The sequence below is a fragment of the Terasakiella pusilla DSM 6293 genome (genome assembly GCF_000688235.1).
Taxonomy (GTDB): Bacteria; Pseudomonadota; Alphaproteobacteria; order Rhodospirillales; family Terasakiellaceae; genus Terasakiella; species Terasakiella pusilla.
The window spans coordinates 97,847-109,967 of the sequence record NZ_JHYO01000011.1; the positions used below are offsets into that span (position 1 = coordinate 97,847).

Below are 12,121 nucleotides of genomic sequence, written 5' to 3' on the forward strand. Positions count from 1 at the left end.
TGTCACGGACCCAGAATTTTAAAAATTTCGCTAATTACTTTTTCTTGCTGCTGTGTGTCTAGGTTGACGGATGAAGGCAAGCTTACACCTTGTTGGAAAATACGCTGACTTGCACCATCACCGACAAACTGAGCCCCGGTCATTGCAGGGCTAAGATGCATGGGCTGCCATAAAGGTCGCGCGAGAATACGGCGTTCACCAAGTGCGCTAATGAGTTGACGGGAGTTTATGTCATTTGCTTCATCATTCACACGGATGGAATATAACCAGTGTGCTGAGGTGACATGATCCGCTGTGTCGAGTGTGAGGATATCGCTTCTGTTTTGAAAAGCCTGTTGATAGGTGTCGTAGATCTCTTTTTTGCGGACAAGAAAGTGCGGGCATCTTTCGAGTTGGGCACAACCTATTGCGGCCTGAATATTCGTTAAGCGGTAGTTGTAGCCGACTTCGTCGTGAATATACTCGCTGCTTGATGATTTTGCTTGGGTTGAGAGATGTCGAATTCTGTGAGCAAGTGCGGGATCATTAGTGACGACCATGCCGCCACTACCAGTTGTCATGAGCTTGTTGCCATTGAAGCTAAAGCAACCGCTTTGTCCAAAGGTGCCACAGTGGCGTTTCCCCACATATCCGCCAAGAGATTCGGTTGAATCTTCGACGACAGGCAGGTTATATTTTTCAGCAAGCTGACAGATTTCTAATATATCTGTTGGATGACCTAAAATGTGAACGGGCAGGATGGCAGCGATCTGTCGCCCGGACGTCTTGTTCGTCAGGATATTATTTTTAAAGGTACAGTGGTTTTCCAGAAAGTCTTGCAAATGGGGGACGGACATTTGCCAGTGTGCCTCTTCTGCATCAATGAAGACTGGCTGAGCGCCGATATAGCGGATGGCGTTTGCAGGCGCGATAAAGGTAAGGTCAGAGGTAATGACTTCTTGGTCTTTTTCGACCCCGGCAGCAAGCAAGGCCAAATGAATAGAGGACGTTCCATTAACGGTCGCAATTGCATGGTCAGCACCAACAAAGCGGGCGAATTCTTCTTCAAAGCGTGTGACGAAAGACCCGACGGAAGAAACCCATCCTGTATCCAGGCATTCTTTGACATAGTGCCATTCCTGACCAGAAATTTCTGGTTCGCACAACGCAATAAGGTCGTTTGTTGATGACTTAGATGACATATTTGCCCGTTTCATACTTGTGCAGGTTCTCTGAAAACCATTCGATGGTTTTTGTCAGTCCATCTTCAAGAGATGTTTCAGGGTGCCAGTTTAAAAGTTCAGTTGCTTTTGTGTGATCTGCCAGCAAGCGTTCGACTTCGCTCTTTTCAGGGCGTTTTCTTGCATCTTCTTGAATGATGTTACAATCATTGTCACAGAGGCGGGCAATCAGCGCGGCAAGGTCGGAAATAGAAATTTCTCTGCCGGAACCAAAGTTGATGGTTTCCCCAATCACTTTGTCATTCTGAGCAGCGGCAATAAAGCCGGATGTCGTGTTTTTAACGTAATTCATGTCCCGTGTCGGGGTGAGGCTGCCAAGATTTATGGTTTGCTTTTTCAGGCATTGGGTAATGATTGTAGGAATAACGGCGCGGGTAGATTGCCGTGGTCCAAAAGTGTTGAAAGGTCTGATTGTTGTGACGGGTACGTTAAAGGAGCGATAATAGGCATCGGCCATCATATCGGCACCAATTTTACTGGCGCTGTACGGTGATTGCCCCTGTAACGGATGTGCTTCGTTGATAGGGACATATTGCGCTGAGCCATAGACTTCGGAGGTTGAGGTGTGAAGCAAACGGCGGTTTTCGTATCTTCTGACGGCCTTTAGGACATTTGTTGTCCCTATAATGTTGGTTTGAATGTAGCTGTCTGGCGCCACATAGGAATAAGGAATAGCGATTAGGGCTGCGAGGTGGAAAACGGTATCCATCCCTTGAATTAATGTATCGACAAAGCCTGCGTCCGTTATGTCTCCGGCAACAAGATGCAGCTGCTCTTTATGAATGGAGTGGTCTAGCCAGCCATTTGAGTTCTGGGAATTATAGTGAACGAGAGCTGTGACATCCGCACCAAGTCGAACCAGATCTTCGCACAGGTGGCTTCCGATAAAGCCACCGGCACCGGTGACGAGTACTTTTCGATTTTCCCAATTCATAGTGAACCCTCTGAATATCTATCCTGAAACGGAATGTCATAAAATGATTTGGTTAAGCAATCCTTTGAAAGCGGTGTTTTTTCAAGGATTTCGGCAATTTTAGGGGCGCTTGTACCATCGCCAAGTGGGGGAGGGGTGTCAAAGGCAGTTCGTAGAAAGTCAGAGGAAAGGGCTTTGGAAATTGCGTTTGATATCTCGTCTGACCTGCCTTGGCAGTCGATTTGGCTTCTTCCTTTCAGGCGCCCGCGCTGCCTGTCGCCAATATTGACGGTTGGTACTTTCATGAAGGGGGCTTCGATGATCCCGCTGGAGGAGTTGCCGATGACGATATCGGCATGTGCCAAGAGACTGAGGTAACGAGTTTGACCGAGGCTTTCTACCATTAAAAAACGTTGTGTAGTTAGCTGGCTCTGGAGGTTTTCAAAAGCCACTCGCACAATATCCGCGCCAGTATCTGCATTGACACCGGTTACGATAATGGTTGCCTCTGGGTAGGCGCATAGTGCGTCGCACAGGGCGTTGATCTCGGTGCGTGTTGATTGTTCTGAGGTGCTGACGGGATGATAAGTGACGACAAAAACGGGTCCCTGCAATGATAGAGCCAAGCTGTTTTCAAGCTTTTGTTTATCCCAAAGTTTCAATCTTTTAATAGAGTCGAGGCCTAATGCACCGACATTAAAGACCCGTTGTGGCGCTTCCCCTAACTGAATAATCCGCTGACGATATTCTTCTGACGCACAAAAATGCCAATAAGCGGTTTTGGTAATGCTATGGCGCAGGGCTTCATCAATAACGCCTTCGCTGCGTTCTCCACCGTGGAGATGGGCAATGGGGATTTGTAGATAAAGGGCAGCATAAGCCGCGCTGGCGATCTCGTAGCGGTCACCAAGAAGGACGACTATATCCGGCTTTAGCTGATGTAAAGCTTTGGCAATTTCGCTAAGAGCAGAGGCAGCAGCCTGTGCGGTGCTTAGAGGTGAGGTGACCTCTAGTGTGATGGGGACTTCAGCCTGAATTTCAAAACCGTCTTGGCGAATTTCTTCAACCGTATAGCCGTGTTTTTTACTGAGATGTGTCCCTGTCACAAGTAATTGTGTTGAAATCGTCGTTTTGTGCTGAAGTGCTGTCAAAAGGTTGCGCAGCAGTCCATAGTCAGCGCGTGTACTGGTGATAACGCATATCTTTCTCGGGATCGTGGAGATCATAAAAGTACCTCTTGCAGAGGTTGGCCGGGGGTGTAGTCATGCTGCGAGACGGACCCGACAATATCCCAATAGTAGATGGCTGGTGTGCCATTTCCGGGACGAAGGATTTGGATGTTCTCCTGAGAGATGATTTCTCCCTTCTTGATTATTTGCGCGGCGATCAGGGATTTTCGTGCAACGGTTCTATTTTCATACTCGATCCCCATGGGTTCTTTTTTATCACTCCCGAGGGCAAGCTCGATGTTTCGGATGCGCTTAACCATTTCAGCAAATTCATCTGGTTCGGTGGAAGCGATGTGGTCCGGGCCCGACATGGTCTTGGAAAGTGTGATATGTTTTTCAATTGCACAGGCACCCAGAGCGCAGGCTGCAAGGGCGGCATCAATTCCATTGGTGTGATCGGAAAAGCCTACTTTAACTCCGAAATCTCTTGCGAAGGCTGACATGGTTCTCAAATTCACGCTGGATAGCGGGGCAGGGTAAGACGTCGTGCATTGCATGAGTATAACGTTATCCTGAACGGACTGGCGTGTTTCTTTTTCCTGCCATGCGCGTTTGAATTCTTTGATGGAAGGAGGTACGGCTGTTTTCTTTTGAGCAAACGCAATGATACTGAGGGCGTTTTCAATCTCTGCGGAGGTGGCCATGCCAGAAGAGAGAATTAGTGGTATATTTTTTTGTGCAGCATGCAGGATTAGGGGGGCGTCAATTAAATCCCCTGAGGAAATTTTCAGGTAGGGGGGAGAGCTGATGGTGAGTAGTTCGTCCAGACTTTTTTGGTCAAATGCCGTAGACATAAAATCGATGCCTTGCCTTTTGCAATATGCATCAAGTTTTGCAAAGTCTTCAAGTTGCAGTTCCAGGGATTTCAGCATGTCAAACTGGCTTGTTGTCACGCCGATGTTCTTCTGCTGATATGGGGCCATGCTTGTGGTTTTTGTAACCAGTCGTTCAGCATTGAATGTCTGAAACTTAATGGCATTGGCGCCAGCCTGGCAGGCGGCGTCGACCAATTCAAACGCGGTTGCGAGCGAACCGTTGTGATTAACCCCGGCTTCTGCGATTATGTAAACTGAATGTGTCATAGAAACGCGGTATCAGTTGGATGTTGCTGGGGTGAATACCCCTTGTGCGATATCTTGAGAAGCGCGCAGATAGTCGTCGGGTTTGCCAATGTCTAGCCAATATTCATGAATGGGGAAGTTGACGACCGTTTTTCCTTGATCTAGTAAGGTGGTGACGAGATCTGGCATATCAAACTTATCGCTGCCTTCAGGAATGAATTCACGGGCATCGGGTTCAACGAGATAAATGCCAGCGTTTACGAAAAAGGAAATTTGAGGTTTTTCTTTGATACTGGTAATTAGGCTATCTTTTGACTCAATTACCCCATAAGGCACGTCAATGGTGTAGCGTCGAACCGCGACACTCAGCGACGCATTATGCTGCTTATGGAAGTGCAAAAAGGCAGAGAAATCCATATTGGTCAAAATGTCCCCATTGATGATGAGTAAGGTATCTTCCATTTCGGGGATGAGGCCGATTGACCCTGCCGTTCCCAAGGGCTCGTCTTCTTGCACGTATTGAATGTTGACCCCGTGATTATGTCCATCGCCAAAATGGTCTGAAATTTGGTTGGCCAGATAATGTGTTGTGATCACCACGTCATTGATAAACGATGTTTTCAGTTGAGCGATGATTTGTTCCAAGAGGGGTTTTTCTCCGACGGGGAGCATGGGTTTTGGGGTTGAATCGGTTAGAGGGCGCAGACGAGTGCCTAAGCCGCCAGCCATAACAACGGCGCGCACTGGGAGTTTGTAATCCTCGACCAGATCCTGAAAGATGGCGATGTCGACAACTTGATTTTCCTCGTTTACGAGAGGGACTGAAGCGATTTTGTATTTATGCATCAGCGCTGCAAGTTCGGCCTTGCTGCTGCCTTCTGTGGCTTGAATGGGTTTGGTGTAGTCCGGGTGGGACTTGTTTTTGAGAAGGGTGCTTACTGACTCATGGTCATCCACATTGTTCAGGATTGAGCGTCGAATGTCGCCATCGGTGATGGTGCCGACGAGTTGTTTTCTTTGGTTGGTGACAAGCGCGATTTTCGCTGCGTTTGCTTCGATTTTATGAATGGCTTCAGAGATGGGAGCATCTTCAAAAATGAAGCAGTTTTCAAGGTTTTCTTTATAGTAAACCATAGTAGAGCGACCTTCTGTCGTTACATTTTGGTGGTAGATATCTGTCCACATATCAAAGAACTATATCAAGCTCATTTGCCATTGTCACACTTTATACGTTTTCACACACCTTATGATGTGCTTTTTTCTTTTGAAGGAGTGCTAGTTATGGTATGACTTACGTATGTGCGTAGTAAGCGCACAATGTAGCCATGGTGGCTGCATTTTTCTCAGAAAGAGGAGACTACATTATGGCTGATATTGCTTTATCAAGTGCCGTTCGTTCAAACCTTATGGCTCTTCAGTCCACATCCGGTTTTATTGATCGTACCCAAGGTCGTCTGTCTACAGGTCTGGCTGTTGCTAGCCCGGTTGACGATGCGGTGAAATACTTTCAGGGTAAATCCCTGTCAGATCGCGCAAGTGACCTTATGGAACGTAAATCGGCCATCGATCAAGGCGTTAACGCGCTGAATGCTGCGCTTAAAGCTACTGATGCGATGGAAGATCTTGTCAAGCAAATCAAGGGTGTGGTTGACTCTGCGCGTTCAGCAGACAAGACACAACGTAAAGCTTACAACACGCAAATCTCTGAGTTGGCGGATCAGATCACTAAATTGGTAAATGACGCATCTTACCAAGGTCTAAACCTGCTTAACTCTACTGCGTCCAAGCTTTCCGTTCGTTTCTCTGAAAAGTCAGACTCTAAGCTCGACGTCAATGGGGTTAACTTTAACATTTCTAAATTGTTTAAGAACTCCACTGGTTCCGCTGATCTTGGTGTGACTGCAGGTACTAACCTGATCACAGAAGGTGCTTTTGCAACTGGTCTTACTGGTTACGCTAACTCTCTTGCCTCCAACCTTGCGTCCTTCAACAAGCATGCAGATGCATTTGTTGCTTCTTTGGATAAGACAATTTCTAAAATTCGTGCGGAAGCAGCTACTATGGCTGGTAACGTTGCGATTTTGGAAGTGCGTTCAAACTTCACAGAAGAGTATGTTGGTGTTCTTGAAGGTGGTGCCGGTCAGTTGACATTGGCTGACTTGAACGAAGAAGGTGCAAACCTTCTGGCTCTGCAGACTCGTCAACAGATGGGTATTCAGGCTCTGTCCTTTGCTGGTCAGTCTGAACAAGCTGTCTTGGGTCTGTTTAGATAATCACCATAAAAAATTAGCGGCTGGGGCTTTGGCTTCAGCCGCTTTTTTTAGGTCTGTTATAGTTATTTATACAGAAGTAAGAATTTAAGGTGTGTCATTATCTTTTTTGTGTCTGCGTTGTTCTCTGAAAAATAAGCATGTTAGGTTATTATGCGATGTTATTTTATTGGTCAGGGCTGTAATAAAAAAATATGATGGTCTGACCCACTTCGAGGTGGGCCCTTTGTTCCAGCCGATATTTTATCTTCTCAGGAGTAGAGAATGCCACTTAAGCTAAATTTAAAGAAAGGGCAAAAGATCATTATTAACGGAGCTGTTCTGGAGAACACCGTGGACCGTTCTGTTTCCTTGATGCTTTTGAACGATGCCGCGATTTTACGCGATAATGATATTTTGACAGCGGAAGAAGCTTCAACACCTGCATCTCGCGTTTATTACAGCATTCAATGTGCGTACCTTTTTGAAAATGAGCGGGTCAAACATTTGGCGGATTGTCGAGTGTTCTTGGAAGATTTTTTACAAGCAATCCCGTCCAGTCAACCCATTGGGGATGAAATTGAAAAAGCCGTAGAAAGGGAAGAATATTACGTCGCATTGCGGGCTGCACGAAAATTGATTGATGCTGAGACAGGCATTATTAAGGATAATTTTGGCGAAACTGTTTGATATGTTCATTTAGGGCAACATGTCTTTTAGGGGACCCGGCTTTATTTTTATGTTGTGAGACAATCGTTTAATTATTCGGTAAGGATCATGACATAAGGTAATCTTTTAGATATGATTTATTGCTTAAAATATTGTCTGAGCTTGTTTGTTATTTTCTAGAAAATTTAGACAATTTTAAGACGTGAATATTCCAGAGAGTTCGCTAAGGAGGCAGGTGATGCAAAGCAATACAGGTGTTCAGGGGTATCAGAATACTCCGATGCCAGGGAATCCGCGGGCCAGTGAGGCTTGGGCATTAATGCAGGCCGCGCGCAAGCTAAATGATGCAAGAATGGCAAATGATGATGAAGGTCTGACTGAGGCTCTTCGCGTCAATTGGCGTTTGTGGACGATTTTTCAGGCTGATTTGTTAAGTGCGGACTCCGAGTTGCCTTTGGAAATCCGGCAGAATATGCTGTCTTTATGTAACTTCGTGGATCAGCGTACGACAAAATATTTTGCAAATCCCGATATTTCGTTGGTAGATGTATTGATTAACATTAACCGGGAAATCGCTGGCGGGCTTTACCAAGATAACGGACAGGCAAATGCAGTGACGCCCAGTGCTGCGCCCTCAGAGGCTAGCGCCGAGACACCGTCTGAAACTATTATGCAAACAATTGATCTCAAAGATTTAGAAGCCTAACCAACGGTGTAGGGAAGTTATCATGACGGCAAAGTATGGAGAATTACAGTCCTTTATCGCAGCCAATGATTGGCAAGGGGTGATCGGGGTTTGTGAGCAGGAGTCTTCCAAAGAAGAGTTTGATCCGTTTTATGTTTATGCAAGGGCGTTTGCGGCCTTTGTGGAAGACGATATTGCCCAAGCCTATCTCTTGGGGGAAGAAGCCCTGAGGTTGCTGCCGAACGCGGCACAAGTGGCAGACTTCATGTCCGTTGTCGCCGTATATGCGGGCAAAAGCAAAGACTCTTATTATTTCTCCAAGGTCAAAGGGACGCTACAAGACGATCCGGATATTGCAGCAGTTTTTCCCAGTGATTTAATTCCCAAATATGGCGAAGTGCTTTCAACAGTTGTTGACAAGCCGCTTTTACTGCGTGGGGTAAAAGCCTATCGAGACAATGAGCTTGATAAGGCAGAAAACTGGTTTCGCCAGCACATCATTTTGAATCCTGAAGATTTACAGGGCCATCAGGCTTTAATCGAATGTCTGGTTCTTGAGGAAAGATACCGGGGGGCGATTGAGGCTTTGCGTTCAGCTTTGCATATTATTCCTAACAATGCCGAGCTTTTGAGTCGGGAAGCGGTGTTGCTGACTCAATTGGGTATGTTTCAGGATGCGGCAGCTTGCCACCGATATGCGCAAAGGCTGGCGCCAAATGATGCCGTTATTGCGGCAAATTATTGTTTGGATGTCTTGGAAGATCCCGAGTGTAGTATCGAAACTATCGTTGGCTTACATCAGGCATGGTGGGATAAGTTTGCATTTAAACCGAAAGGGAACGCACCTAAGGCTGATCCTGATAAAAAGGTTTTGACGGTAACTTGTGTTGTCGTCGGTATTGAAACAATGCGATTTGGTGCGACGCTGGCTCTTGCGTTGGCACACCGCGACCCCGGGCGATACAATTTTGTTGGTTTGGGACATGGTGAAATCGAAGAGCCGCGAAACAGTCTATATAAAAAGGCGTTTGACGATTGGCGCTCAATTAGTATTGATGACCCTTACACTTTGCAGGAAATCATTCAGGCGTTTGATACAGATATTCTGATTAACTGCGTTGGACTTAAACAGCCGGAAATGCTTCGTGTCATGGGCGCCCGCCTTGCTCCGGTGCAAATGCTATATGCACCTGCTGTTTTGGCAGGTGAGCCACAAGGTATTGATGCGCAGATAACAGGGTCCGCATTGGTTGCCCGCGAAAAGAAATATGTCTTTGATGTTGGCTATGCGGTTTCAAATATCGAGCAAGGGGATGAAAAGGGAGTGCTGGGCGTGGAGCGCTCATCTGGCTCGGTATTTACATTCGGTGCAGACGCAAGTTTTGCTGAATTGAATGGGCGTACTGTTGAGACATGGGTGCGTATCCTGAACGAGGTCCCCAATAGTATGCTTTTGTTGCGCAATCACGACTTTGAGCGACCGGAGAACTCTACTTTACTGATGGAGAAGTTTGGTAATTTTGGCATGGCCCATCGGGTTGATATTATGGCCAGCGCCACCTTTAGAGAATTTGCGCGTGAAATTGATGTGCTGTTAATGCCTGCACGAACCCAGCGTTATTATTTGGCGGCAGAAGCCTTGAATGCTGGTGTACCTGTTGTTGTGAATGAACAGTGGGATGCGGTTGTTGGTGCGGTCACAGATATTTGTAAGAACAATAATGCGGCGGAAAATATGTTGGCTCAAGATGAGGACCAATATGTTGCGCACAGCGTTTATTGGGCAGGCGAGGAAGCAAAGCGTGCCGAGTTACGAAACACGCTGCCTTTAAATCTAAATAACGGGAATTACTGCAATAACCGTCAGAGAATGGAGGAATTGTCTGATGTTCTTGAGAGGTATTGGGCAGAGGCCGTAAAGAGAGCGTGATGACTAGCTTACGAGATCGAAATATTTCCTTTTTTAAGGAAAAAGACGAAAAAATATTCAAATTAATCGAAGATCGGTTGCCGTTTCTAAGTGTCGAGAGCTTGGTTTATGACGAAAAGGGAAGACCTGTTAATATCCGGCTGGGGGATATCAACCTTTATGGTAAGGATGGTCCTACTTATGCAGAAAGGCAGGTTAGAGATTTTTTTGAGAAACCAAACCGCCTAGCTTTTAAAAATCCTAACCATTGTAATCTCTCTGACATTAGCTTCGGTCTTTATCGGCACATCCAGAAGTTTGCAATGGGCCGTAAGCTGGACAGCAATTGGATTGCAAATTTGCAAGTTGTGGACAGTGGATTTTTTGTCTGTAGCGGTATTGGTTTAGGGTATCATCTGAAGGACATTGTAGAGAAAGCGGATGTCCGGTTGTTTATCTTTTCAGAGCCAGTGGCAGAATTCTTTTTGTTCTCGTTAGATGTTGTGGATTGGGAAGAAATTTATCGGATTGCCGAGGAAAAAGAAGCCAAAATTCAGTTGCTCTTGACGGGGTCTGCTACAGAGTTGGCGCGTCGCATCGAGGGGATTATCCGTCACTATGGTGGCACCTTTTTGGAGGGAAGCTACTTCTACGCTCACTATGGATCATGGGATGTTCAGCAGACATTGAATATCCTACGAGGTCGCATGGAAGGATATTTGATCTCATCGGGCTTTTATGAAGATGAATTGCTGATGATGACAAACACTTACTATAATTTTCAGCATTCTAAATTCCGATTTATTAGAAACCAGAAAGTCTTACAGGAGGAGTATCCGGTTTTTGTAATTGGTTCTGGTCCGTCACTTGAGAACAATCTGGAAGATATTAAGAAATGGCGGGATCGGGCGGTCATTATTTCGTGCGGTACGACAATCCGATTGTTGTTGAAAAACGGTATTCGGCCAGACATTCATATTGAGAATGAGAATGGGTGGAAGACAGAAGAAATTTTGCGGACGGTGAAAGAAGAATATGGTTTAGACAATATTGTCTTAGCTTGTTCGTCAACAACTTACCCCGGTGTTCAAGAACTGTTTGATGAGGTTTGGATTTATGTGCGGCCAGCCTTAAGTTCCACAAGTATGTTTGCAACTCCAGCAGACTCCATCACTGGGGTTGGTCCCATGGTTGTAAATGCGGGGGCAGGCGTTGCTTACAATATAGGTTTTCGTAAGATTTATCTTTTCGGTGCAGACTGTGGTAAAGCAAAGGATGCGGCTTCTCATCATAAGGATGCACTTTATCATGATGAACTGGGTAAGAAGCTCGGTTTTACAAAGGAAAATCTAGATAAAGTTTATATTCGAAAAGTGGAAGGGAATTTTGGCGGGGAGTTTTGGACCTCCCATTTTCTTGATATGTCCCGTATTTTCCTTTCGGATTTGAATAGAGAAGGTGCTTCTATGGTGAATTGTAGCCGGGGGGCAAAAATTGATGGGGTGCCAGCCTTGTCGAGTGCTGCGATTAACCTTGAAGGGGTTACACCGAATAAGCAGGCGCAGGTTCTTGAAAAAATTCGGGGTCAATTTAAAGAATTTGAGCCGAGTGAAAAGATTGATTTTGAGAAAATGGCGAATTGCGTTAAAGCCTGCCAAAGGTTTAAAGACGCTTTGTCAGATAAAATTCGGCCACTCATTGGCGAAGTTGATAATTATTGGGTGGTTGAGCAGGCGTTAAAGGAATTTTGGACAGATAATCTGAGTGAATTCCGGGGAATTTTGATGGTTATCAATGGCTCCTATAGCAATATGATCCGTTTGGCGTCATTTTTGGGAAGCCGAATTGTAGATATTGATCTACGAAAAGAGTTTATCGCTGACTCGCTTGAGAAGTATCTTGAGTTATGTCATTGGATGGCGGATGAACTGCAGGATGTGTATTCTCAAATGGCAAACGGTGTTGACCGTGTAAAGGTACCAGAACCATATGAAGGCGGTTTTAAGAAGCATGTGTCTGAGGCGGCCGCGGAACAGGTTAAAATTGATTTGGCTGAGCTTGGTTAGCCATATTATTTGTTGATGTAAAAAAATGGGGAGCTTTACGGCTCCCCTCAGACCGCTGAAAAACTCCGCCATTTAGGTGGGGTTTGTTCTTTTATGGATAGATTTTCACAAATTCCATTG

General features: G+C 45.7%; 10 protein-coding genes. 5 read left to right on the forward strand and 5 right to left on the reverse strand.

Translation table 11 applies throughout. The annotated features are described in order from the left end of the window. Positions 1–2: 2 nt before the first annotated feature. From Q397_RS0109240 to Q397_RS0109260, 5 genes are read right to left on the reverse strand one after another with little or no spacing between them, the layout of a single operon-like run. On the reverse strand, positions 3–1,181 hold the full coding sequence (locus Q397_RS0109240) for a LegC family aminotransferase (protein WP_028879182.1): 1,179 nt from the start codon (positions 1,179–1,181) through the stop codon (positions 3–5). Next, entirely contained in the window at positions 1,171–2,154 is a 984-nt protein-coding gene (locus Q397_RS0109245) for an SDR family NAD(P)-dependent oxidoreductase (protein ID WP_028879183.1), read from the reverse strand. Before Q397_RS0109245 ends, Q397_RS0109240 begins: the two co-directional genes overlap by 11 nt. Beyond that, positions 2,151–3,359, reverse strand: coding sequence for a UDP-N-acetylglucosamine 2-epimerase (gene neuC / locus Q397_RS0109250; RefSeq protein WP_051609874.1), 1,209 nt, complete (start codon positions 3,357–3,359; stop codon positions 2,151–2,153). Before neuC ends, Q397_RS0109245 begins: the two co-directional genes overlap by 4 nt. Next, the gene (neuB, locus tag Q397_RS0109255) at positions 3,356–4,444 is read right to left on the reverse strand and encodes an N-acetylneuraminate synthase (protein WP_028879185.1); all 1,089 of its coding nucleotides are present in this window, start codon (positions 4,442–4,444) and stop codon (positions 3,356–3,358) included. Before neuB ends, neuC begins: the two co-directional genes overlap by 4 nt. 12 nt (positions 4,445–4,456) lie before the next feature. Continuing rightward, on the reverse strand, positions 4,457–5,557 hold the full coding sequence (locus Q397_RS0109260; protein WP_051609875.1) for a nucleotidyltransferase family protein: 1,101 nt from the start codon (positions 5,555–5,557) through the stop codon (positions 4,457–4,459). 230 nt (positions 5,558–5,787) lie between these two features. Here Q397_RS0109260 and Q397_RS0109265 point away from each other — a divergent pair, with 230 nt between their 5' ends. From Q397_RS0109265 to Q397_RS0109285, 5 genes are all read left to right on the forward strand, one after another. Further along, positions 5,788–6,696 carry a flagellin N-terminal helical domain-containing protein gene (locus Q397_RS0109265; RefSeq protein ID WP_028879187.1) on the forward strand — a complete coding sequence of 303 codons (909 nt, stop codon included), beginning with the start codon at positions 5,788–5,790 and terminating at the stop codon, positions 6,694–6,696. Positions 6,697–6,957: 261 nt separating this feature from the next. Beyond that, positions 6,958–7,362 (forward strand): flagellar biosynthesis repressor FlbT, encoded by a 405-nt coding sequence (locus Q397_RS0109270; protein ID WP_028879188.1) that lies wholly within the window; start codon positions 6,958–6,960, stop codon positions 7,360–7,362. A gap of 217 nt (positions 7,363–7,579) precedes the next feature. Then, on the forward strand, positions 7,580–8,047 hold the full coding sequence (locus tag Q397_RS21815) for a flagellar biosynthesis regulator FlaF (RefSeq protein ID WP_051609876.1): 468 nt from the start codon (positions 7,580–7,582) through the stop codon (positions 8,045–8,047). 22 nt (positions 8,048–8,069) lie between these two features. Beyond that, positions 8,070–9,956, forward strand: coding sequence for a tetratricopeptide repeat protein (locus Q397_RS0109280; RefSeq protein WP_028879189.1), 1,887 nt, complete (start codon positions 8,070–8,072; stop codon positions 9,954–9,956). Next, complete coding sequence (locus Q397_RS0109285) at positions 9,956–12,001, forward strand: motility associated factor glycosyltransferase family protein (protein ID WP_028879190.1); 2,046 nt, start codon at positions 9,956–9,958, stop codon at positions 11,999–12,001. The genes Q397_RS0109280 and Q397_RS0109285 overlap by 1 nt, the downstream gene beginning before the upstream one ends. The last annotated feature ends 120 nt before the right edge of the window (positions 12,002–12,121 follow it).

Excerpts from the sequence above, each read along its gene's own strand:
- Q397_RS0109240 (WP_028879182.1), bottom strand. The coding sequence starts at position 1,181 with ATGTCATCTAAGTCATCAACAAACGACCTTATTGCGTTGTGCGAACCA.
- Q397_RS0109245 (WP_028879183.1), bottom strand. The coding sequence starts at position 2,154 with ATGAATTGGGAAAATCGAAAAGTACTCGTCACCGGTGCCGGTGGCTTT.
- neuC (WP_051609874.1), bottom strand. The coding sequence starts at position 3,359 with ATGATCTCCACGATCCCGAGAAAGATATGCGTTATCACCAGTACACGC.
- neuB (WP_028879185.1), bottom strand. The coding sequence starts at position 4,444 with ATGACACATTCAGTTTACATAATCGCAGAAGCCGGGGTTAATCACAAC.
- Q397_RS0109260 (WP_051609875.1), bottom strand. The coding sequence starts at position 5,557 with ATGGTTTACTATAAAGAAAACCTTGAAAACTGCTTCATTTTTGAAGAT.
- Q397_RS0109265 (WP_028879187.1), top strand. The coding sequence starts at position 5,788 with ATGGCTGATATTGCTTTATCAAGTGCCGTTCGTTCAAACCTTATGGCT.
- Q397_RS0109270 (WP_028879188.1), top strand. The coding sequence starts at position 6,958 with ATGCCACTTAAGCTAAATTTAAAGAAAGGGCAAAAGATCATTATTAAC.
- Q397_RS21815 (WP_051609876.1), top strand. The coding sequence starts at position 7,580 with ATGCAAAGCAATACAGGTGTTCAGGGGTATCAGAATACTCCGATGCCA.
- Q397_RS0109280 (WP_028879189.1), top strand. The coding sequence starts at position 8,070 with ATGACGGCAAAGTATGGAGAATTACAGTCCTTTATCGCAGCCAATGAT.
- Q397_RS0109285 (WP_028879190.1), top strand. The coding sequence starts at position 9,956 with ATGACTAGCTTACGAGATCGAAATATTTCCTTTTTTAAGGAAAAAGAC.